Source organism: Kitasatospora sp. NPDC093102 (genome assembly GCF_040683915.1).
Lineage (GTDB): Bacteria > Actinomycetota > Actinomycetes > Streptomycetales > Streptomycetaceae > Kitasatospora.
Window position 1 is genome coordinate 322,104 of record NZ_JBFBFA010000006.1, and the last position, 21,819, is coordinate 343,922.

Consider the following 21,819-nt stretch of genomic DNA (forward strand, 5'->3'; position numbering starts at 1 on the left):
GGGGAACAGCAGACGGCGGACGGATCACAGAAAACAGAAGACAGAAAACAGCGAACAGCTGACAGATTTCGAAATCTGTCAGCTGTTCGCTGTCATTTGTTACCTGTCACGGGCTGTCCGGCGGGCCGCCCCGCTCACCGACCGGCGATCGCGTGCACGAACGTCGCGCCGTCGATGGTGCCCAGACCGCTGGCGAGGTCGTAGCCCTCGGTGGCGTTGTAGCCGGTGACGCCGTCCCAGCCGTTGTCGCCCTGCTTCACGTCCACGATGCCGCTCCACTTGCCCGGCAGCAGGTTCAGGCCGTACAGGCGCCAGTTGAGCTGACCGAGGCGGTGGCCGGCGAGCTGGTCGGCGAGTGCGACGACGCCCGAGAACAGCGGGGTGGCCTCGCTGGTGCCGCCGGTGAGGTGCCAGCCGACCGAGGTCGGGTCGTAGGACTCGTAGGTCCAGGCGGCGCCGTCCACGGCCGCGCTCATGCTGATGTCCGGGGTGCCGCGATGGTTGCCGGTGACGTCGGCGACGCCGGCCTGGTACCACGGGCGCTCGAAGATGCCCGAGACGCCTCCGCCGCCGGCGCCGGACTTGTCGTGCCACACCTTGTCGGGCGCGGTGCGCTTGCCGGAGTCGTCCAGGGTGAGCTGGGTGCCGCCGATGGAGGTGACCAGCGGGTCCGACGACGGCCAGGAGTTGACCTTGTACGGGTACAGGTCGGTGCCGTTCTCCTTGGCGTCGGTGGCGCCGTTGTCGCCGGAGGCGGCGAGCACGGTCACGTTGTGGTCGGCGGCGGCCTGGAAGGCGTACCGCAGGTCGGTGAGCGACTTGAAGTCGCCCTTGTCGTAGCCCGGGAAGGTGTTCTCGGTGGCGCCGAAGCTCTGCGAGATGACGTCGGCCCGGTCCTGCTTGATGAGGCTCTTCTCGGCGTCCATCATCTCGGGCAGGCCGGTGGTGCCCTCGGTCTCGGCGACGCCGGTCTCGACCAGGATGATGTGCGCGTCGGGGGCGATCGCGTGGGCGTACTCGACGTCCAGGGTGGTCTCGCCGGCCCAGCCGGTGTGGTCGGGGTTCTTCGGGTCGAAGGCGGGGACGTTGCCCCACTTGACCACCTCGACGTTGGTGTCCGGGATGCCCCACTGCTTGTCGAAGACCTCCAGGTCGTGCTGGATGGTCGGCGAGCCGAAGGAGTCGACGATGACGATCGTGCGGCCCTTGCCGGTGATGCCCTCCTGGTACAGCGGGTTCAGGTTGTAGGCGGTCCGGTACTGGAGCGGCGAGTAGCAGTGGATGCCGATCTGGCTGACGCACTGGGTGGTGCTCAGCGGGGCGACGCGGCCCTGGGCGTTGTGGTGCCCGGAGGAGGCGGGGCGGACGTGGACGCCTGCGAGGTCGTGCGCGGGGGCGGCGGTCGCGCTGCCGGCGGTCGGCACGGCGACGGTGCCGGCCGTGAGGGCGGTGGCCCCCACGGCGAGCAGGGCCAGGGCGCGGCGGAGGGTGGCGGGGCTGCCCATGGGGCTCCTTGGGGCGCAGGGCCCGACGCGGCTCGGTCGGGTCGGTCCGGCCATCCCATCGAGAGCCGCATGATCATGCCATAGTCATTTGGTGGGGTCACCTGGCCAAGGCCATGGTCATGCTCGGCCACGCGAAAAGGTAAAGGTCGTCCCAGGGGAAGGTAACCTCCCGCCTGGGACGATTCGGTGATGACACGTCAGGGCGGTGCTAGCGCGCCCCGCCGTTGACGTACAGCGTCTGCCCGCTGACGTACGAGGCCTCCTCGCTGGCCAGGAAGGCGACGACCGAGGCGATCTCCTCCGGCTGCCCGACCCGGCGCAGCGGCGTCCGGGCGGCGACCTCGGCCTGGTGGTCCTCGGCGCTGCTGCCGACCCGTTCGGCGGTGGCCGCGGTCATCGCGGTGGCGATGTACCCGGGCGCGACGGCGTTGACGTTGATGTTGAACGGCCCGAGCTCGATCGCCAGGGTCGCGGTGAGGCCCTGGATGCCGGCCTTGGCGGCCGCGTAGTTGGCCTGGCCCCGGTTGCCGAGCGCGGAGCGCGAGCTGAGCGAGACGATCTTCCCGTACTTCTGCGCCACCATGTACTTCTGGGCGACGTGGCTGCAGTTGTACGCGCTGGTCAGGTTGACCGTCAGCACCGCGTCCCAGTCGGACTTCGGCATCTTGAAGAACAGGTTGTCCCGGGTGATCCCGGCGTTGTTGACCAGGATGTGCACTCCGCCGAGGTCCGCCGCGACCTGCGCGAACACCGCCTCCACGGCGTCGTAGTCGGCCACGTCGCAGCCGTACGCCCGGGCGGTGCCGCCCTTGGCGGTGATCTCGGCGACCGTTCCGGCCGCCCGCTCGGAGGTGAGGTCGACGACGGCGACCGCCGCGCCCTCCTCCGCCAGTCGGCGGGCGGTGGCCGCCCCGATGCCCTGCGCCGCGCCGGTCACCACGGCGACCTTCCCAGCGAACCGTGTCATGTGAACTCCTTGGAAGTTTGGATCAACAGGCGACGAGCGGCAGGCGACGGCCGACATCCGACGGCGAACAGATGACAGCTTTCATCATCTGTCATCTGTCATCTGTCTTCCGTTCGCCGTCCTCCGTCATCAGCCACCCGCCGCCGCCGGTTTGTCAGACGTTCTCGACCAGCACGGCCGTACCCTGCCCCACACCCACACACATGGTGGCCAGCCCGCGCCGGGCGCCGGTGCGGCGCATCCGGTGCAGCAGGGTGGTGAGGATGCGGGCACCGGAGCCGCCCAGGGGGTGGCCGAGCGCGATCGCCCCGCCGCTGGGGTTGACCACCTCCTCGGCCTGCTCCGGGCTGAACCCGATGCCGTCGGCGGAGGCGAGCGCCTGGGCCGCGAAGGCCTCGTTCAGCTCGGCGGTGTCCAGGTCGGCGAGCGACCAGCCGGCCCGTGCGAGCACCTTCGCCGTGGCCGGGACCGGGCCGATGCCCATGACGTCCGGGTGCACCCCGGCCGAGGCACCGGCCACGTACCGGCCGAGCGGCCGGAGCCCGAGGTCGCGCAGCGCCTCCTCGCTGACCAGGACCAGCCCGGCCGCGCCGTCGTTCATCGGCGAGGCGTTCCCGGCGGTGACCGTGCCCCCGGGCCGGAACACCGGCTTGAGGCCGGCGAGCTTCGCCAGGCTGGTGTCCTCGCGGATGCCCTCGTCCCGGCTCACCGTCACCCCGTCCGGCCGCTCGACCGGGACGAGTTCGGCGTCGAAGTGCCCGTCCTTGCGGGCGGCGCCGGCCCGCTGGTGGCTGCGCAGGGCGAAGGCGTCCTGGCGCTCCCGGCCGATGCCGTACCGGGTGGCCACCTCCTCGGCCGTCTCGCCCATGCTGAGCACGCCGTGCAGTTCGGCCATCCGCGGATTGGTGAGCCGCCAGCCGAGCCGGGTGTCGAAGGTCTCCATCCGGTGCGGCAGCGCCTCGTCGGGGCGGGGGAGGACGAAGGGGGCGCGGGTCATCGACTCGCAGCCGCCGGCCAGCACCACGTCCGCCTCGCCGGAGCCGATGGCCCGGGCGGCGAGGGTGACGGCCTCCAGACCGGAGGCGCAGAGCCGGTTGACGGTGGCTCCGGGGACGGTCTCCGGCAGGCCGGCCAGCAGGACGGCCATCCGGGCGGCGTTGCGGTTGTCCTCGCCGGCCTGGTTGGCGGCGCCCCAGTAGACGTCGTCGATCCGGGCCGGGTCGAGCGAAGGTACGTCGGCGAGCAGGGCGCGCAGCACGGTGGCCGAGAGGTCGTCCGGGCGGACCGTGGCGAGCGCGCCGCGCAGCCGGCCGATGGGTGTGCGGCGGGCGGCGGCGAAGTAGACGGGACGCACGTCGTCGGGCTCCTTGTCGGGTGGCGGGAGTGCTGGTGGGCGGGGTGCTGGTGGCGGAGTCAGAAGGCGTTGACGCCGGTGAGGGCGCGTCCGATGAGCAGCTGGTGGATCTGGCTGGTGCCCTCGTAGAGGGTCATCACCCGCGCGTCGCGCAGGTACTTGCCGACCGGGTACTCGTCGATGAACCCGTAGCCGCCGAAGACCTGGAGCGCGTTGTTGGCGGCCCGGACGGCGGCCTCACTGGCGTACAGCTTGGCGATGGAGGACTCGGTGGCGAACGGCAGGCCGCGCTCGATGTGGTCGGCGACCTTCCAGGTGAGCAGCCGGGCCGCCTCGACGTCCACGGCGATGCCGGCCAGCAGCTCCTGGACGAGCTGGTGCGAGGCGATCGGCTTGCCGAACTGCTCGCGCTCGCCGGCGTAGCGGACGGCGGCCTCCAGACAGGCCCGGGCGATGCCGACGCAGCCGGCCGCCACCGACATCCGGCCCTTGGCCAGCGCGGCCATGGCCACCGTGAACCCCTTGCCGACCTCGCCGAGCCGGGCGCTGTCGGGCACCCGGACGTTCTCGAAGGAGAGTCCGGCGGTGGCCTGGCCGCGCAGGCCGAGCTTGCCGTGGATCCCGGTGCGGGTGAAGCCGGGCAGGTCGGTGGGGACCAGGAACGCGGTGATGCCCCGGTGGCCCTGCCGGTCGGGTCCGTCGCCGCCGGTGCGGGCGAAGACCAGGGCGACGTCGGCCCAGGTGCCGTTGGTGATGAACGTCTTGGCGCCGCTGATCAGCCAGTTGTCGCCGTCCCGGACGGCCCGGGTGGTGAGGTTGGCGGCGTCCGATCCGGTGCCGGGCTCGGTGAGCGCGAAGCAGCCGAGGGCCTCGCCCGAGGTGAGCCGGGGCAGCCAGTGCCGCTTCTGCTCCTCGGTGCCGAAGGCGTTGACCGACTTGCCGACCAGGCCGAGCGAGACCGAGACGATCCCGCGTACGGCCGAGTCGCCGCGCCCGAGCTCCTCCAGGACGAGGCAGTACGCGAGGTGGTCGCCGCCGCTGCCGCCGTACTCCTCCGGGATGGTCAGCCCGAGGAAGCCGACCTTCGCCAGCTTGCCGATGATCGCGCGGTCGACGGACTCGGCGCGGTCCCACTCGGCGGCGTGCGGCACGACCTCGCGGTCGGTGAAGGAGGCGGCGAGGTCCCGGACGGCGCTCTGCTCCTCGGACAACTCCAGGTTCACGGCGGCTCCCGAATCCGGCGTCCAATGTCCGGCGTCTGGGGCCGACCCATTAAACTAGCGCTGCAAGTTTTATGGCTGGACTGTAGCCCCGCCCGGCCCGCGCTGGGAAGGGGCACCTGCCAGAATCGGTCCCCAGCACACCCGACCGGAGGAACCGGAGGAACCCGCCGCGATGGCCCGTCCACGCACCCCGCTGCTCAGCCGCGAGCGCATCGTCGCCGCCGCGCTGCGGCTGATCGACGACGAGGGGCTGGACGCCCTCTCCACCCGCCGACTCGCCACCGAGCTGTCGGTCAGCGGGCCCTCGCTCTACAACCACTTCGCCACCAAGGACGACCTGCTGGACGCGGTGGTGGACAGCGTCATCGGCGAGGTCGACCTGTCGATGTTCAAGGCCGCCGGGACCCCTTGGCCGGAGGCGCTGCGCGACTGGGCCCGCTCCTACCGCGCCGCGCTGGCCGCCCACCCCAACATCGTCCCGGTGCTCGCCCAGGGCCCCGGGCGGCGGCCGAACGCGCTGCGGCTGGCCGACGCCGTCTTCGGCCACCTGGTCGAGTCCGGGTGGCCGCGCGGCCAGGCGACCAGGATCGGCGCACTGATGCGCTACTTCGTCACCGGCTCGGCGCTCGCCTCCTTCGCGGCCGGCTTCCCGGCGGACGCCGAGGTCTACGACGCGGCCGACTACCCGCACCTCGGCGAGGCGCACCGGCTGGCCGGGCACCGGGGGGCGGTGGACGAGGGCGCTTTCGAGACCGGGCTGGAGGCGCTGCTCGACGGGCTCGCCCTGCGCTACGCCCGGCTCGCCGAGCGGCCCTGAGGCGATGCCCGGCGGCCCCGACGCGATGCCCGACGCCCCTGAGGCGATGCCCGGCGCCCCTGAGGCGCGATGCCCAGTGGCGCCGAGGGTGCTGCCCGGCGCTCCTGAAGTGAGGTCCGACGGCCCTGAACCCCGCCGGAACGGCGTGCGCTCCGTGAGCTCGACGGCCCTGCGGAAACGACTCGGCCCCCGCGCCTCCGTGCTGATCGCGACGGGGTGCGGGGGCCGGGAGTCCGACGGGCGGATCAGCCCATGTCCTCCAGCCGGACGCCCTTGGTCTCCTTCATGAACTTCGCCACGAAGAGGATGGACAGCGCCGCGAAGGCGGCGTAGACCAGGTAGGTCGCCGACAGGTTCCAGCGCGACATGGACGGGAACGAGACGGTGATCACCCAGTTCGCGATCCACTGCGCGGAGGCGGCGACGGAGAGGGCGGCGGCGCGGATCCGGTTCGGGAACATCTCGCCGAGCATCACCCAGACGACCACGCCCCAGGACATCGCGAAGAACAGCACGAAGGCGTTGGCGGCGACCAGGGCGACGGTGCCCTGGAGGTCGGGGAGGGTGAGGTTGTCCCCGCTGCCGGTGGCCGAGGAGAAGGCCCAGCCGGCGGTGCCGAGCGCGACCGCCATGCCGACCGAGCCGATCAGGGCGAGCGGCTTGCGGCCGATGCGGTCGACCAGCACGATCGCGATCACGGTGCCGAGGATGTTGATCACCGAGCCGACGAAGCTGATCAGCAGCGAGTTGCTCTGGTCGATGCCGACCGACTGCCACAGGATCGACGAGTAGTAGAAGATCACGTTGATGCCGACCAGCTGCTGGAAGACCGACAGGCCGATGCCGACCCAGACGATCGGGAGCAGGCCGAACCGGCCGCCGAGCAGGTCGCGGAAGCGCGGGCGGTGGTCGGAGGCGATCAGTGTCCGGATCTCGGCGATCCGGGCGTCGGCGTCCACGCCCTCGCCCTCGACCTCGGCGAGCACCTTGCGGGCTTCGTCCAGTCGCTCGGCCTGGATCAGGTAGCGCGGGGACTCGGGGATGACCGAGGAGAGCACGAAGTAGACCGCGGCCGGGACGACGCAGATGCCGAGCATCCACTGCCAGGCCTCCAGGCCGAGCAGGTGGCCGCGGGTCTCGCCGCCGGCGGCCTGCGCCAGCAGCCAGTTGATCAGCTGGGATATCGCGATGCCGAGCACGATCGCGGCCTGCTGGAAGGAGGCCAGCCGGCCCCGGTACTTGGTCGGCGCGACCTCGGCGATGTAGGTCGGGGCGATCACCGAGGCGATGCCGATGGCCGCGCCGCCGAGGACGCGCCACAGCGCGAGGTCCCAGGCGGAGAACGGGAGCATCGAGCCGACCGCGCTGATCGCGAACAGCAGCGCGCCCGCCTTCATGACCTTGATGCGGCCGTACCGGTCGGCGAACCGTCCGGCCAGCGCTGCGCCGATCGCCGAGCCCAGCAGGGCGGAGGACACGATCAGGCCGGTCACGCCGCTTCCGACGCCGAACTTCTCCTGGATCCCGGAGACGGCGCCGTTGATCACGGAGCTGTCGTAGCCGAACAGGAAGCCGCCGAGGGCCGCTGCTGCGGTGATGAAGACGACGAAGCCGAGGCGGCCGGGCACGGGGGCCTCGACCGCCCCGGAGGGCTTCTGGGTGACGCTCACGATCTGACTCCTGGTACTCAACGCTGAGCTCGGTAGCCGAGATCGTAACCCCTATTCGTTTAAGTCTTGTACATCAGGACCCTCAAGTTTCGCTCTGAGAATTCGTAAGGTGAACAAGCAAATTGAGCCGCCCGAGGGTGTGCCGGTCAGGCCGGCGAGGCGAGCGAGAGTCCGAACCGGCCTTCCGGGTCGGTCCACCAGTGGCTCAGCCGCAGCCCGGCTGCCGCCAGCTCCCCGGCCACCCGCTCCCGGCGGAACTTGGCCGACACCTCGGTGCGCAGCTCCTCGCCCCGGGCGAAGTGCACCGGCAGGTCCAGGGCCGGGATCTTCACGGTCTGCGTGCGCAGTGAGCGCAGCCGCATCTCGATCCACTCCTGCTCGGCGTCCCAGAGCGCGACGTGCTCGAAGGCGTCCGGATCGAAGTCGGCGCCCAGTTCGCGGTTGAGCACGTTCAGCACGTTCCGGTTGAACTCGGCGGTCACCCCGGCACCGTCGTCGTAGGCGGCGACCAGCACCGCGGGGTCCTTGACCAGGTCGGTGCCGAGCAGCAGGAAGTCGCCCGGGTCGAGGGCGGCGCGCAGGCCGCGCAGGAAGGCCGCGCGCTCCGGGGGCAGCAGGTTGCCGAGGGTGCCGCCGAGGAAGGCGACCAGCCGCGGGCCGCCCTCCGGGGGCAGGCCGAGCCGGGCGGTGAAGTCGGCGAGCACGCCGCGCACCGCGAGCCCGGGGTACTCGGCGGCGAGCGCGGTGCCGGCCGCGGTCAGCGCGCTCTCGCTGACGTCCACCGGGACGTACGTCTCCAGCGCGCCGAGCGTGCGCAGGGCGTCCAGCAGCAGCCGGGTCTTCTCGGAGGAGCCGGAGCCCAGCTCGACCAGGGTGCGGGCCCCCGTGGCCGCGGCGATCTCGCCGGCCCGGGCGGTCAGGATGTCCCGCTCCGCGCGGGTCGGGTAGTACTCGGGCAGTCGGGTGATCTCCTCGAACAGTTCGCTGCCGCGCGCGTCGTAGAACCATTTCGGCGGCAGCCACTTGGGCTGCGCGGTCAGCCCGTGCTGCACGTCGTGGCGCAGCGCGGTGCTGAAGTGGTCGGCGGGCAGTAGTCGGGTGAGATCGAAGGTGTCCATGACAGGGTGGTTCCTCTGTTCAGAAGATGAAGGGAGAGTGGGGATCAGTCACGGCCGGGGAGGCGGCGCACGGTGACGCCGCGTGAGTCCACCAGCAGCAGCGAACCGTCCGGGACGGGCGTCCAGCCCGGCGCGTCGTCGTACGGTTCGGAGGCCACCACCGTGCCGAGGCCCGGCAGGGTGCGGTGGTACAGGGTGTCGCCCCAGGTCGTCGCGGTGATCGCGGCGCCGTCGGTGAGCAGCAGGTTGAGCCGCCCGGTGGTGTGCGCGGTGACGTCCGCGACGGTGCCCGCCAGCGCCTCGCCCAGCCCGGCGCCGGCCCGCAGCCGGTGCAGGGCGAGCGCCCACAGCAGCGCCGAGTCGGTGCGCGCCTCCAGGTCCAGCAGATCGGCCGGGGGGAGCAGGGCGGCCAGCGCGTCCAACTTGCCGGGCCAGCCGGCCACCGCGCCGTTGTGGCTGAACAGCCAGCGCTCGGCGGCGAACGGCGCAGCCGCGCCCTCGCCCGGCGCGCAGCCCTCGGTGGCGGAGCGGACGGCGGCCAGCAGCGCCCGGGTGCGGACCACCCGGGCGAGGTCGGCGAAGGTCTCGTCCGCCCAGATCGGCCCGGTCCGGCGGTAGCGGGCGGGCACCTCGTCGCCGTCCGCGTACCAGCCGAGGCCGAAGCCGTCCGCGTTGACCGTGCCGTACTGCTGGACCCGGGGTGCCCAGGACTGCCGGTACAGCCCGCACGGCGGGTGCACCAGCAGCTCCTGGGGCGCCACCGGCTCTCCCAGGTAAGCGATATGACGACACATCAGGCCGCCTCCGCGTCGCGCGCGGTACGGAAGCCGGCGAAGATCTGCCGCCGGATCGGATAGTCCCAGTTGCGGAAGGTGCCCCGGCAGGCCACCGGGGCCACCGCGAAGCAGCCGCCGCGCAGCACCTTGTACTCGGGGCCGAAGAACACCTCCGAGTACTCCTGGTACGGCCAGGCCCGGAAGCCCGGGTAGGGGCGGAAGTCGCTGGCCGTCCACTCCCACACGTCGCCGATCAACTGGCGGACGCCGTACGGGGACTGGCCCTTCGGGTAGCTCCCGGCCCCGGCCGGGCGCAGGTGGCGCTGGCCGAGGTTGGCGTGCTCGGGGCCGGGCGGACCGTCGCCCCAGGGATAGCGGCGGGAGCGGTCGGTGGCCGGGTCGTGCCGGGCCGCCTTCTCCCACTCGGCCTCCGTCGGCAGCCGCCGTCCGGCCCACCGGGCGTACGCGTCGGCCTCGTACCAGCTGACGTGCAGCACCGGCTCGTTCGGAACGACCGGTTCCACCGCTCCGAAGCGCCGGCGCAGCCACTGGCCGTCCTGGTGGCGCCAGAACAGGGGGGCGGTCAGGCCGGCATGCTGCCGGTGCTCCCAGCCTTCCGGCGTCCACCAGCGCGGGTCGTCGTAGCCGCCGTCCGCGATGAAGCGCTGGTAGGCGGCGTTGGTGACCGGGGTGGTGTCCAGCACGAAGGCCGGCAGGTCGACGGCGTGCGCCGGGCGCTCGTTGTCCAGCGCCCACGGCTCGGTGTCCGTACCCATGGTGAACGGGCCTGCGGGAATGAGGACTTCGGAGGGGAGGGTGGCCGCGTCCGTGGGCGCGGGCGGCGGCGCGGGCGCCGCCAGGGCCGGCTCGCCCCTGCGGAGTTGGTGGGTGATCAGCATCGTCTCGTCGTGCTGCTGCTCGTGCTGGGCGATCATCCCGAACGCGAACCCGGCCTCCAGCAGCGGCGCGCCCTCCAGCGGGCTGGCGGCCAGCAGGTCCAGCACCCGGCCGCGCACCTCGTGGGCGTACGCGCGGGCCTCGGCGGGCGGCAGCAGCGGCAGGGTGGGGCGCTCGGCGCGCGGGTGCTGGAAGGCGTCGTACAGCGGGTCGATCTCGGGGTGCATCGGGTCGCGGCCGCCGACGTTGCGCAGCAGCCAGAGCTCCTCCTGGTTGCCGATGTGCGCGAGGTCCCAGACCAGCGGGGACATCAACGGGGAGTGCTGGGCGGTGAGGTCGCCGTCGTCGACGCAGTCGGTCAGTGCGGCGGTCCGGGCGCGGGCGGCCAGCAGTTCGGCGGCGATGCTCTCGCGCAGCGCCTCGGTGCTGGTGGCGTCGGGGGCGGCGATGGCGTCGGGGGCGGCGATGGCGTCAGTGGCGCCGGTGCGGCCCGTGCTGCCTGCCTCGGTGCCCCCGTGGGGTCGGACGTGGGTCATGGGGCGGCCTCCTCCGGGGGAGTGCGTCGGGTGCCGGAGCGCAGGGCGTCCAGCTGGTCGTCGGCCGGGCAGCGGCCGCGCGCGGGGTAGCGCTCGGCGAACTCGGCAACGGCGGTGCGCAGCCCCTCGGCGCCGGGAAGGCGGCCCAGCGCGGCGTCGGCGGCGGCGAAGCAGGTGAGGGCGGCCCGGCGCAGCTCGGGGTCGGCCATGGCCAGGGTGGCGGCGCGGCGCCAGACCTCGCTGCGCGGCGGGCGCGGGCTGCCCGCCCCCTCCGGTCGATCGAAGGCGTCCAGCGGCTCCAGCGCGGCCAGCGCGGCGTCGGCGGCCACCGGGTCGTCCAGCAGCGCGGTGACCAGCGCGGTGGCCACCACCCAGCCGTCCCCGGGCTGGGCGTCGATCATCCGCAGCTCCAGGTGGCCGCGCGGGCGTACCGGCGGGAAGAGGGTGGTGCGGTGGTAGTCCAAGTCGTCGAGCGTGGGCGGGCGTTCGCCCGCACCGCGGATCCAGTCACGGAAGGTCAGCCCGGCCGGGGCCGTCCAGGGCAGGCCCTCGGGCCGTCGCACGCACAGCACTCGGGCGTCCAGCACGTACTGCGCCCAGGCCTCGCGCGGGTCGCCGTGGTCCGGCTCCGGGGCGAGCGTGCGGGTCGGGTCCATCCGGGACCAGACGGTCTGCCGGGTGGACCGATGACCGGTCGGACTGCCGTCCAGCACAGGGGAGTTGGCGAAGGCGGCGACCAGCACCGGGCCCAGTCGGTGGGCCAGTCGCCAGCGGCGCTCCATCGCGTGCGGGCCCTGCGCGTCGCCGGCGTCCAGGCACACCTGCACCGACGCGGTACCGGTCATCATGATCCGGCCCCAGGGCCCGGCGGAGTCGAAGAAGCTCTCCATCGCGAGGTAGCGGGGGTGGTCCAGCACCATCCGTCGGGGGCGGGCCAGCGGGTCCGTCCCGGTGCCGGTGAGTCGCAGGCCCTGCGTCGCGAAGGCGGCCCGCAGGGCGGTCAGATCGCGGCGAGTGTCCTCGACGCAGGCCAGGAGGCCGGTGGCGGGCGGGGAGCTGAGCTCTACCTGTCCGCCGGGTTCGAGCGTGAGACGCGAACCGGAGGGGAGCGAGGTGCCGTCCGGGCCGCCGAGGGGCAGCGACTCCAGCGCGGCGTGGAGCAGTTCCGGCCGTACGGGCCGGGAGGGACATCGATCGTCATGGACGAACCACTCGACCTCCACACCCACCAGGCGGGGCGGTCCGATCTTGAAACAGACGCCCGACACGTGGCTGCGCGCCCCCGATTCGGTCAGCGGGGTCACCCCCGGCGGGGGTAGCGGCGTGCTCTGCCGGTCGGGCGGAGTGGTGCGGGATACCGGTATCACCGGACTCACCATCCTCGGGATCACGATTGCGGCCCGGTCTACCTTGCCCAGTCTGCTACGGAGCATGCCGGGGCGCCCCGCAAAAATCGTGTGAACGTTCGTTCTTGCAGGTCAGCGGTGCGGCAAATGGGTGAGACCGGGATTGCCGGGCGGCCGGCGGGCGGGGCGCGAGGTGGATCCCGCCGGGGCATGTGCCGGGGTCACAGGCGTTCCAGCCGTTCCAGGACGGTCGCCAGCACCGGCCCCGGCAGGGCGTAGTTCAGCCGTAGCGAACCCCGGCCGCCAGGGCCGAACTCGGCGCCGTCGGAGGCCTCCAGGCCGCAGCGCTCCACCAGTTCCCGGCGGGCGTCGGCGGGCGGCAGGCCGAGAGCGGCGGCGTCCAGCCAGAGCAGGTAGGAGGCCTGCGGGGCGGAGCGGACGGCGAGCCCGAGCCGGTCGGTCAGCCGGGTGCGGGCGGAGGCCAGGTGGGCGAGCAGCGCGTCCAGCCAGGGGGCGCCCTCGCGCAGCGCCGCCTGCTGTACGGTCTGCTCCAGCAGGCCGCCCTCCCAGAGTCCGTAGCCGGCCAGCGCCTCGGTGAGCCGGACCCGCAGTCCGGGGTCGGGGACGAGGGCGAAACTGCTGGGAATGCCGGAGCAGTTGAAGGTCTTGCCGACGGAGTTGAGGGTGACGGCCAGGTGCCGGTGCGCCGGGTCGACGGTGGTGACGGCGACGGGGTGGGCCCGGCCGGGGTGGGTGAGGTCGCCGTGCACCTCGTCCGAGACCAGCAGCGCACCGTTCTCGGCCGCTCGCGCGGCGAGACCGCGCACCGCGCCGGCCGACCACACCGTGCCGGAGGGGTTGTGGGGGTTGCTCAGCAGCACGGGGCCGGTGGGGCGGGGGAGCGGGCCGCGCGGGAGCCGGTAGCCGCCCGGGCCCAGGTGCAGCGGCAGTTCGCGGTACGGGAGGCCGGCCGCGCGGCAGAGTTGGGCGAAGCCGCCCCACTCGGGGGTGGGGAAGAGCACGGGGGCCTGCGGCCGTACGGTCTCCAGCAGGATGCGCAGTGCGGTGCGAGGGCCGCAGGGCAGCAGCAGGACCCAGTCCGGGTCCACCGCGGCGCCGTGCCGGGCCCGGTACCAGTCGGCCACCAGCGTGCGGCCGGCCGGGTCGCACACCGTGTAGCCGTACGCGCGGTGGCGGGCGCGCCGCTCCAGTGCCTCGGCGACGGAGGGCGGGCCGGGCAGGTCCATGTCGGCGAGGCCCATCGGGATCACCCCGGGGGCGTTCGCGCGGGCCCACTTGCTGCTGCCGGTGCCGGTGCGGTCGAAGGGGGCGTCAAAGCCGAAGCCGAAGCCGGAGTCGGAGTCGGGGGCGTCGGCGGGCGCGGGGGCGGAGGCGTCGCGAACAGATGACAGATTTCGAAATCTGTCATCTGTTCGCTGAAAACTGTCGTCCGTCATCTGTTCGCCGCCAGGTATGCCGCGAGCCCCCGCTGTCCACGGAGCATCATCACCGCGTGGTTGGCCCGGAACAGCGGGTGCAGCGGCAGGGCGAGCCGGCGCAACAGGGGCTTGCCGGGCCGGGCGTCCTCCTCGAAGAGCACCCGGCTGTCCGTGCCGCCCGACCCGTCCGGCGTCACCGTGAACCGCGACCACCCGTCCAGATCGCCCCGCATGGCCACCTCCAGCACCCCGGCGACCGGGTCGCGCCGACTCGCCACCAGACCGATCGCCAGTCGGTACGGCAGCAGCGCGCGCACCACCATGTCCCCGGAGTCGTCGCCGGTCGGCCGGACCTCGCGGACCTCCGGCCACCACAGCGGATAGCTCCGCAGGTCCTCCAGCGCCGTGTAGACGGCGGGTGCCGGAGCGGCGAGCCGCCAGACGCCCCGGAATCGGTAGTGGTTGGGGTCCACGGCTCCTCACCCTATTCCGGCCCGGTCGGGCAGAGGGGCGAACGCTGTCGGACCGTTGCCAAGTTGTTCTGCGGCCCGACCCTGAACCGGAAGTGAATGTTCCGGAAACGCCCGCCCGTCAGGAAGAGTGCACTCCGCTTGCACCCGTTCGGGGTGCAGGGGAGGATCTTCCGTGCTTGTAGTCTCATCAGTCACGGCAGCATCCCCCGAGGCGCTGCAACCCCAGAACCGGAGTGAAGGAGTCACAGGCATGCGGCGACCGAGCTGGGTACCGGAGGGTACGGACCTGGACAAACCGAACGCCGCGCGGGTCTACGACTACTACCTGGGGGGCTCGCACAACTTCGAGGTCGACCGGGAGATGGCCCGCAAGGCGATCGCCCTGTGGCCGGAGCTGCCGCAGATCATGCGCTCCAACCGCGCTTTCCTGCGCCGGGCCGTGACCTTCCTCGCCGAGCAGGGCGTCACCCGCTTCCTGGACATCGGCTCCGGCATCCCGACCTTCGGCGCGGTGCACGAGATCGCCCGCGCGATCCGCCCCGAGGCGACGGTCGTCTACGTGGACCGCGACCCGGTCGCCGTCGCGCACAGCCGCCTGCTGCTGGAGGACGACCCCGGCAGCGCCGTCGTCCAGTCCGACCTGCGCGACGCCGCCGACCTGCTGGCCCGTCCCGAGGTCGCCGAGCTGCTGGCGGCCGGCGAGCCGGTGGGCGTGCTGCTGGTCGCCGTCGCCCACTTCGTCAGCGACGAAGAGGACCCGTGGAAGCTGATCGGTGTGATCCGCGACGCCCTCCCGCCCGGCAGCGCGCTGGTGCTCTCGCACGCCTCGCTGGAGGGCCGCCCGGACCAGGCCGAGGACCACCAGAAGCTCTACCAGCGGACGCCGACCCCGCTGACCATGCGCACCCACGAGCAGATCACCGCGATGTTCTCCGGCTTCGAGCTGGTCGAGCCGGGCGTGGTCTACCTGCCGCTGTGGCGCCCGGACCAGCCCGGTACGGTCGGCGAGCACCCCGAGCGGATGACCGGGGTGGCGGGCGTGGGGTTCCGCCCTTGATCGGACGCGACGGACGAGGCACCGACGGCCGTACGCCCCGCGCGGCGGCCGCCGGGCCCGCCGCAACCGGCGCGCACAGCAGAGGAACCAGGTTCAGCAGATGAGTACCACCCCGGTGCGCGGCAACGCGGAGCGGTTCCACGAGGAGTGGGCCCGGCTGCTCTCCGCCGACCACGGCATCGCCGTCCACCCCGGCCTGCTCGGCCGGCTGGTCGCGCGCACCGCCGCGCTGCTGCACCGTGCCCAGGAGGACGAGCCGTTCGAGCCGCGGCTGGCCGCGCAGGCCGGCGCCGAACTGGTCGACGCCCACTTCACCGACCCGGCGCTGCTGGCCCGGGCGGTCGAGCTGCTCCAGGCTCAGCCCGTCCACGACGACCGCGGCCCGGCGCTGACCGGTGCCTTCGCGGCCGGCTGGGCGGCCGCCCTGCGCGAACGCACGCTGACCGAGCAGGAGGCCATCCGCACCGCCGCCGACGCCGCCCGCAAGGAGGCCGAGCGGGCGCTGCGCGCCTCCGAGGCCCGGTTCCGGGCACTGTTCGAGAGCGCCGCGATCGGCATCGGCATCGGCGACACCGACGGCAACATCATGGCGGTCAACAAGGCCCTCCAGGGGCTGTTCGGCGCAGGCCCGGAGGACATGATCGGCCGTCGGGTCGGCGACCTCGTGCACCCCGAGGACACCCCGGGCGTGTGGGAGGCGTACGAGGAGCTGATCAGCGGCAAGCGGGACTACTTCCAGTTCGACAAGCCGTACTACCGTCAGGACGGCGAGGTGGTCTGGACCCACCTGACCGTCTCGCTGATCCGCGACGACGACGGCTCCCCGCAGTACCAGGTCGCGATGCTGGAGGACGTCACCGACCGCTACCGGCTCCAGGAGCGGCTGCGCCACCAGGCCACCCACGACCCGCTGACCGGCCTGCCCAACCGCGCGGCCTTCTTCGAGCGGTTGGAGAAGCTGTTCGAGGAGCCCGAGCCGGGCGCCCGCTTCGGCCTCTGCTACGTCGACCTCGACGGTTTCAAGGTGGTCAACGACAGCCTCGGCCACGACATGGGCGACCAGCTGCTGGCCGCCGTCGCCGCCCGGCTGAAGGCCGCCCTCAGCCCGCTCGGCCACCTGGTGGCCCGGCTCGGCGGCGACGAATTCGTCGTCCTGCTGGAGAAGTGCCGGGGCGAGCAGGAGGCCGTGGCCGCTGCGAAGACCGTGCTCAAGGCGCTGGCCGGGCCGGTGCTGATCGGAGACCACAAGCTCGCCGTCGGCGCCAGCGTCGGCGTGCTGGAGCGGCGGGTGTCCACCACCACCCCGGGCGCCGCCGTCCGCGCCGCCGACCTGACGCTGTACCGCGCCAAGGAGGCCGGCCGCGGCCGCTGGACCCTGTTCGACCCCAAGGAGAACGCCCGGGCGGTCAGCCGCTACGCGGTGTCGGTGCGGATGCCCGCGGCCCTCGACCGCGGCGAGTTCTTCATCGACTACCAGCCGCTCTACCGCCTCGCGGACGGCAGGCTGGCCGCCGTGGAGGCGCTGGTGCGCTGGCGCCACCCGCAGCTCGGGGTGCTCGGCCCGGACGAGTTCGTCACCACCGCCGAGGAGACCGGGCTGATCATGCCGCTCGGCCGCTGGGTGCTGGAGCAGGCCTGCGGCCAGGCCTCGGACTGGATCAAGCGGTACGGCGACGCCGCTCCGCAGCTCAACGTCAATCTGGCGGTCCGGCAGGCGCGCAGTGCCGCCCTGGTCAGCGACCTCGGCCGGATCCTCGACAGCACCGGACTGGACCCGGCCCGGCTGCAGCTGGAGATCACCGAGTCGACCGTGGTCGGGCCCGAGGACGAGGCGCTGCGCACCCTGCACGGGCTGGTCGACCTCGGGGTGTCGCTGGCCGTGGACGACTTCGGCACCGGCTGGTCCAACCTCGCCTACCTGCGCGACCTGCCGGTCTCCGGGCTGAAGATCGCCGGTTCCTTCGTCGGCGACCTGCACGAACCGGGGAAGGACGAGTCCACCGGGTGGCGGATCGTCAGCGGACTGGTGTCGATGGCGCACGCGCTCGGGCTGAACGTCACCGCCGAGGGCGTGGAGACCCACCGGGACGCCGAGCGGCTGCGGACGCTGGGCTGCGACTGGGCACAGGGCTGGCACTTCGGGCGTCCGGTGCGGCCGGACGAGATCGCCCGGCGGATCGTGGAGGAGCCGAACGGGCGCCCGGTCGAGGAGCGCTGAGAGCCCGCTGCGGGCCGGCTGCCCGCCGACTGCGGTGCAGCTGCGGTGCGGCTGCGTGCGGGCGGCACCGTACCCGTTGCGGCGTCGACGGCGCCGGTTCCCCGTTGCGGACGGGTGCTTCGGTACCGGTCCTGCGGTGGGTCGGTCCTGATCCGGAAAAGCGCCCGACACCCCTGCCCGCCATGCGGGATGATGGCGCGTCGAATTCACCACCCCGGCACCGGTGCGTCCACGCCCACGGCCCCGCGCCGGTCCGGGTTGCGGGGGAGGGGAGCGTCGCATGGGCACGACGGAGGACGCGGACCCGGCCGAGGGCGATCGGCGCGGGCCGAGGTCCAGGTCGGCCGCCGGAGCCGAGCCGGGGAATCCGCCGCGGAGCAGGGTGGAGCGGTGGTCCCGTGGGCGTTGGCGAGGCTCCGACGCCGCCCCGGACCGGTCGTCCCGGCTCGGGGCCGTCCCGTCGACCCGGGTGGACCCGCAGGCCGCGACCCGCCGGGCGCCCGCCACCCCGCCGCGCTTCGATCCGGAGGCCGCGACGCGGCGGATATCCGGCGTCGAGCCGCGGTACGACCCGGAGGCTGCCACCCGCCGGAAGCCGGATGCCGAACCACGGTACGACCCGCACGCCCGGACGGAGGTCCGGCCGGGTCGGCCGGACCGACCGGGGTACCCGGGGCATCCGGGAGGCGCCGATTCGGAGGCGGTGACCGAGGTCGTCCGGCCCCGGTCGGGAACCGGGGCCGGCACGCCCTCCTGGCAGGACGGCATCGGGCCCGGCGGCCCCGCTCCGGGCGGTGGTCCGGGCGGAGCAGCGGGTGGCGGGTCGGGCGGCCCCGAAGGCGGGTTCGGTGACGTCCCGGGCGCCGACGGATCGTTCGAGGGCACCTTCCCGGACGCCCTGCGGAACCGCTTCATCCCGCTGGGCCGGGCCGGGGCCGGCTCCGAGGGCACCGTCTGGTACGTCCGGCGCACCGACGGCGGCGGCGACGCGGCCGTCAAGGTGGCAGTCGCCGGTCAGCCGATGGACCACGACCTGCTCGCACACCTGCGCAACGACGGCTTCCGCCGGCACGTCCCGCATCTGATCGACTTCGGCCGGGTCCGCCACCACGGCGCCCAGGTCGACTGGGTGGCCATGGAGTACCTGCCGGTCACCCTCGCCGCGCACGTCGCCGAGCTGTGGCGGGCGGGCGGGCACGGCGACCGGCGGACCACCGAGCAGATCGTCTACGAGCTCGTCGCCCTGCTCGACTTCTGGCAGCAGCGGATCAGGCGCAATCCGCTGGACTTCAAGCCCGCCAACATCCTGGTGCGCCCCGGCAGCGGGTCCGGGGAGTTCGTGATCGCCGACTTCGGCGGCGTCGACCGGCTCACCGACAGCCGCCGGTTCACCTCCGCGATGATGGTCACCGTCGCCTACATGGCCCCCGAGCAGCTGGCCGGCAAGAACCACCAGGCCGGTCCCTGGTGGGGGCTGGGCAACGTGCTGTACGAGCTGTTCGTCGGCCGCCCACGCTTCGTCGGCGCGGACGGCGAGCGCCCGGCCGACCAGGAGCTGGAGCTGGAACTGGTCATGGGCGAGGAGGTGGACCTCGGCGCCGTCCGTGACCCGCGCCAACTGCTGCTCCTCCAAGGGCTGTTCACCAAGAAGCCGGAGGACCGCTGGACCGCGTCGCAGGTCCGGAGCTGGCTGGCCGGTGGCGCCCCCGAGGTGATCCGCCGCCGGCCGCAGGCGCAGGCCCGGGCGCATCGGCCGGTCACCTTCCTCGGCAACCCGTTCACCGACCCGGTCCGGCTCACCGAGGCGCTGCTCAAGAACTCCGGCGCGGCGGCCCGCTGGCTCTCCACCGGGGGAGCGGAACGGGTGCGCGACTGGCTGCGGGACGAGGTCGAGGACACCGTCTTCGACCTGCACTACCTCTCCGACGTGGCCCGGGCGCCCGGCTCCCGGCGCGAGTCCGTGGCGGCGGTCGCGGTGCTCGCCCTGGGCGCGGCCTTCGCCCCGGGCGCCGTCCCGCACTACCGCGACCGTCCGATCGACACCACCGGGCTGGAACGCGTCGTCTCCGAACCGGACGGCGCCGAGTTCATCGACGAACTGGTCCGGGGCGGGGCGCCGACCGTGGTCGCCCGCTACGACTGCTTCCACCTCGAGTGCGCGGGCGAGCACTGCTCACGGCTGCTCGCGCTGGCCGGACTGCCGGAGGTGCTGGCCGAGGTGGACCGGTTGGCCCGCACCGTCGGCGGCGGCCGGCGCGGCGGCGACGGACTCAGCCCGGAGGAGCGCGAGGAGGCGCACCGGCAGGCGGTCTGGCTGAGCATCCGGCCCGAGGAGCGTGCGCGGTTGCTCGGCCGGCTCTCGCCGCTGCCCGCCGCACTGCACCGGCTGCCGCTGCCCGAGCGGGTGTCGGAGCTCGCGGCCGTGGTGGCCGCCACGATGGTGGACGGCGCGCTGGCGGTGGACGCGGGCGCCCGCACCGCCGTACGGACGGTGGCCCGCAGGCCGGCGCCCGACCCGGCCGCGGCCACTCCCCGGGACGTGGTGCGGCGCCGTTGGTCCGCGCTGCGGCGCCGGGCGGTGGGCGCCGACCCGGCGCAGCCGGCCGGCCGGGCGGCCCTGGTCGCGGCGGAGGCCCTGCGGAGGCGTGGACGGGGACGGCCCGAGCGGCCCGAGCCGGAGGCCGGGGTGCGCCGGGAAGGACGGCTGACCCGGCTGTGGCGCAACCGGCGCCGGCGGCCGCCGGTGGACTGGCGGGGCCGGCTGGCTGCCTGGTGGCCGCACGCCCGCACCAGCCTTCCGCGCCGGGCCGGGGCGGTCCTGCTGCTGCTCCTCGCCTTCGGGTTGCTGCTGTGGGCGGGGGCGGTGCTCCGCTATCCGATCGAGGCGGGGGAGAAGCTCGACATCTCGCCCGCCGGTGCATTCGGCGGCCACCTGCGGAAGGCCGGCGACCATGCGGCCCGGCAGGTGGTCGGGCAGCTCGGTGCGGGGCTCGTCGCGGCCGCCGTGATCGCCTTCTTCCCCGCCCGGCTGGGCATCGGCACGGCGCTGCTGACCGGGGCCGGGGCCCTGGCCATCGGCTACCTGCGGCTCGGTCCGCCGATGACGGCGCTGGAGACGCCGCAGTCGGTGGCCAACCGGGTGGTCGTGTTCGAGGGCGGGATGGGGAGCTGGGCCGGCGTCGCGGCGGTGGTGGCGATCGTGGTCTCGCTCATGCTGATCGAACGGGCGTCCAACCGGCTGCTGAAGCCCGCTCATGAGGCCCGCAAGCAGGTCCGGGAGGCGTGGCGGCGGCTGGACGCGCGGAGTGCGGCGCGGTCGTCCGGGGCCACCGCTGCGGAGCGGGTGTGGAGCGCGCCGTCCGGGCAGTGGCGGCCGGGCGGTGCGGGCACGCGCGACCGGGTGCGGTTCGCGCTCGGGACGACGGCGGTGCTGGTGCTGCTGCTGTGGGCGGCGGTCGAGGTGCGGCTCGCGGCCACCGGGGTGCACCGGACGCCCGGCTCCTGGGGGGCGGGGCAGACCGGTGCGGCCTACCAGGCCGGGTTCGTCCTGCTGCTGGCGGTGGTGTCGCTGGTGAGCACCCTGGGGACGCCGGCCACCGCCCGGGGGCTGTTCGCGCTCTGGGTGCCGGCCACCCTGTTCCTGGGCGCGTGGCCCGGGCCGCTGGGGCCGGTCGAGGCACTGCGGATTCCGGTGTTCGAGGGGCCGTTCCGGGCGATCGCGGGGCTGTGGGGCCACGGGGCCTTCTGGGCCGCGCTGCTGGTGGTCCTGCCGCTGGCGGCGTACGCGGGACTGCGGACGGTCCGGGGGCGGGCGGGGCACAGGTGACGGATGGCCGCTGACGGGTAGCCGCGAACGGCTGACGGCTGACGGCTGACGGCTGACGGCTGGCGGCTGACGGCTGGCGGGCGACAGCTGACAGATAACAGCTGACAGATTTCGAAATCTGTCAGCTGTTATCTGTCGTCCGTCGCCGGAACTCCGTCGGCTGTCCGCTGCCGCCCGTCCGACCCGCTCAGCCGACCAGCCGGGAGAGTTCGATGGAGTGCCCCGTCCGCTCCACCTTCGCCCGCAGGTAGCGGACGTTGCTCGCCGACAGGTGCACGCCCGTCGGCACCCGGTGCCGCACGACGATCCCCAGCTCGGCCAGCTGCGCCGCCTTGTCCGGGTTGTTGCTCAGCAGGTCGATGCCGGTGGTGCCGAGCGCGGTGAGCATCTGGGCGGCCGCGGTGTAGTCCCGGCCGTCCTCGGGCAGGCCCAGCGCGGTGTTGGCGTCGTACGTGTCCAGGTCGGAGTCCTGGAGGGCGTAGGCGTCCAGCTTGTTGTAGAGTGAGGTGACCCCCGCGGTGTGGACACACCTGAGAATGGATCTCGTTGGTCCAGGAAGGTGAAGATCCACGTGGGACGTCCCTCGAAGTACAGTCC

Annotated in this window: 15 protein-coding genes and 1 pseudogene; 4 read left to right on the plus strand and 12 right to left on the minus strand. The window is 73.5% G+C overall.

Annotated features, from left to right (window positions below):
• Window positions 1–134 precede the first annotated feature (134 nt).
• The 4 genes from AB0O11_RS12100 to AB0O11_RS12115 all read right to left on the minus strand — a co-directional run bounded on the left by AB0O11_RS12100 (window position 135) and on the right by AB0O11_RS12115 (window position 5,049).
• A complete protein-coding gene (locus AB0O11_RS12100) occupies window positions 135–1,505 on the minus strand; it encodes a S53 family peptidase (RefSeq protein ID WP_363384639.1) in 1,371 nt (456 codons plus the stop codon).
• A 208-nt stretch (window positions 1,506–1,713) separates the two neighbouring features.
• Window positions 1,714–2,472 (minus strand): 3-oxoacyl-ACP reductase FabG, encoded by a 759-nt coding sequence (gene fabG / locus AB0O11_RS12105; protein WP_363384642.1) that lies wholly within the window; start codon window positions 2,470–2,472, stop codon window positions 1,714–1,716.
• 154 nt (window positions 2,473–2,626) lie between these two features.
• Window positions 2,627–3,826: an acetyl-CoA C-acyltransferase gene (locus AB0O11_RS12110; protein ID WP_363384645.1), complete on the minus strand. Its 1,200-nt coding sequence runs from the start codon at window positions 3,824–3,826 to the stop codon at window positions 2,627–2,629.
• Between the two features lie 59 nt (window positions 3,827–3,885).
• On the minus strand, window positions 3,886–5,049 hold the full coding sequence (locus AB0O11_RS12115; protein WP_363384647.1) for an acyl-CoA dehydrogenase family protein: 1,164 nt from the start codon (window positions 5,047–5,049) through the stop codon (window positions 3,886–3,888).
• 172 nt (window positions 5,050–5,221) lie between these two features.
• Between AB0O11_RS12115 and AB0O11_RS12120 the strand changes: the two genes are divergently transcribed.
• The gene (locus AB0O11_RS12120; RefSeq protein WP_363384650.1) at window positions 5,222–5,866 is read left to right on the plus strand and encodes a TetR/AcrR family transcriptional regulator C-terminal domain-containing protein; all 645 of its coding nucleotides are present in this window, start codon (window positions 5,222–5,224) and stop codon (window positions 5,864–5,866) included.
• Between the two features lie 245 nt (window positions 5,867–6,111).
• Here the strand turns inward: AB0O11_RS12120 and AB0O11_RS12125 are convergent, their stop codons facing one another.
• The 7 genes from AB0O11_RS12125 to AB0O11_RS12155 all read right to left on the minus strand — a co-directional run bounded on the left by AB0O11_RS12125 (window position 6,112) and on the right by AB0O11_RS12155 (window position 14,121).
• Window positions 6,112–7,536, minus strand: a complete 1,425-nt coding sequence (locus tag AB0O11_RS12125; RefSeq protein ID WP_363384652.1) for a sugar porter family MFS transporter — start codon at window positions 7,534–7,536, stop codon at window positions 6,112–6,114.
• A gap of 146 nt (window positions 7,537–7,682) precedes the next feature.
• On the minus strand, window positions 7,683–8,654 hold the full coding sequence (gene egtD, locus AB0O11_RS12130) for an L-histidine N(alpha)-methyltransferase (RefSeq protein ID WP_363384655.1): 972 nt from the start codon (window positions 8,652–8,654) through the stop codon (window positions 7,683–7,685).
• Between the two features lie 44 nt (window positions 8,655–8,698).
• Window positions 8,699–9,448 (minus strand): ergothioneine biosynthesis protein EgtC, encoded by a 750-nt coding sequence (egtC, locus tag AB0O11_RS12135; RefSeq protein WP_363384658.1) that lies wholly within the window; start codon window positions 9,446–9,448, stop codon window positions 8,699–8,701.
• Window positions 9,448–10,863, minus strand: coding sequence for an ergothioneine biosynthesis protein EgtB (gene egtB / locus AB0O11_RS12140; protein WP_363384661.1), 1,416 nt, complete (start codon window positions 10,861–10,863; stop codon window positions 9,448–9,450). Before egtB ends, egtC begins: the two co-directional genes overlap by 1 nt.
• Window positions 10,860–12,167, minus strand: a complete 1,308-nt coding sequence (gene egtA, locus AB0O11_RS12145; protein ID WP_363384663.1) for an ergothioneine biosynthesis glutamate--cysteine ligase EgtA — start codon at window positions 12,165–12,167, stop codon at window positions 10,860–10,862. The genes egtB and egtA overlap by 4 nt, the downstream gene beginning before the upstream one ends.
• Window positions 12,168–12,430: 263 nt before the next feature.
• Window positions 12,431–13,666, minus strand: coding sequence for an aminotransferase class I/II-fold pyridoxal phosphate-dependent enzyme (locus AB0O11_RS12150; protein ID WP_363384666.1), 1,236 nt, complete (start codon window positions 13,664–13,666; stop codon window positions 12,431–12,433).
• On the minus strand, window positions 13,663–14,121 hold the full coding sequence (locus tag AB0O11_RS12155) for an SRPBCC family protein (RefSeq protein WP_363384669.1): 459 nt from the start codon (window positions 14,119–14,121) through the stop codon (window positions 13,663–13,665). Before AB0O11_RS12155 ends, AB0O11_RS12150 begins: the two co-directional genes overlap by 4 nt.
• Window positions 14,122–14,371: 250 nt before the next feature.
• On the opposite strand from AB0O11_RS12155, the gene AB0O11_RS12160 reads away from it, so the two are divergent.
• The 3 genes from AB0O11_RS12160 to AB0O11_RS12170 all read left to right on the plus strand — a co-directional run bounded on the left by AB0O11_RS12160 (window position 14,372) and on the right by AB0O11_RS12170 (window position 21,222).
• Window positions 14,372–15,178 carry an SAM-dependent methyltransferase gene (locus AB0O11_RS12160; RefSeq protein WP_363384672.1) on the plus strand — a complete coding sequence of 269 codons (807 nt, stop codon included), beginning with the start codon at window positions 14,372–14,374 and terminating at the stop codon, window positions 15,176–15,178.
• Between the two features lie 100 nt (window positions 15,179–15,278).
• Window positions 15,279–17,396, plus strand: coding sequence for an EAL domain-containing protein (locus tag AB0O11_RS12165; RefSeq protein ID WP_363384675.1), 2,118 nt, complete (start codon window positions 15,279–15,281; stop codon window positions 17,394–17,396).
• Between the two features lie 703 nt (window positions 17,397–18,099).
• Entirely contained in the window at window positions 18,100–21,222 is a 3,123-nt protein-coding gene (locus tag AB0O11_RS12170) for a hypothetical protein (RefSeq protein ID WP_363384678.1), read from the plus strand.
• A gap of 187 nt (window positions 21,223–21,409) precedes the next feature.
• On the opposite strand, the pseudogene AB0O11_RS12175 reads toward AB0O11_RS12170, so the two are convergent.
• A pseudogene (locus AB0O11_RS12175) lies at window positions 21,410–21,819 on the minus strand (GTP cyclohydrolase); the annotation flags it as partial.

Excerpts from the sequence above, each read along its gene's own strand:
- AB0O11_RS12120 (WP_363384650.1), top strand. The coding sequence starts at position 5,222 with ATGGCCCGTCCACGCACCCCGCTGCTCAGCCGCGAGCGCATCGTCGCC.
- AB0O11_RS12100 (WP_363384639.1), bottom strand. The coding sequence starts at position 1,505 with ATGGGCAGCCCCGCCACCCTCCGCCGCGCCCTGGCCCTGCTCGCCGTG.
- AB0O11_RS12150 (WP_363384666.1), bottom strand. The coding sequence starts at position 13,666 with ATGACGGACGACAGTTTTCAGCGAACAGATGACAGATTTCGAAATCTG.
- fabG (WP_363384642.1), bottom strand. The coding sequence starts at position 2,472 with ATGACACGGTTCGCTGGGAAGGTCGCCGTGGTGACCGGCGCGGCGCAG.
- egtB (WP_363384661.1), bottom strand. The coding sequence starts at position 10,863 with ATGACCCACGTCCGACCCCACGGGGGCACCGAGGCAGGCAGCACGGGC.
- egtD (WP_363384655.1), bottom strand. The coding sequence starts at position 8,654 with ATGGACACCTTCGATCTCACCCGACTACTGCCCGCCGACCACTTCAGC.
- AB0O11_RS12165 (WP_363384675.1), top strand. The coding sequence starts at position 15,279 with ATGAGTACCACCCCGGTGCGCGGCAACGCGGAGCGGTTCCACGAGGAG.
- egtC (WP_363384658.1), bottom strand. The coding sequence starts at position 9,448 with ATGTGTCGTCATATCGCTTACCTGGGAGAGCCGGTGGCGCCCCAGGAG.
- AB0O11_RS12160 (WP_363384672.1), top strand. The coding sequence starts at position 14,372 with ATGCGGCGACCGAGCTGGGTACCGGAGGGTACGGACCTGGACAAACCG.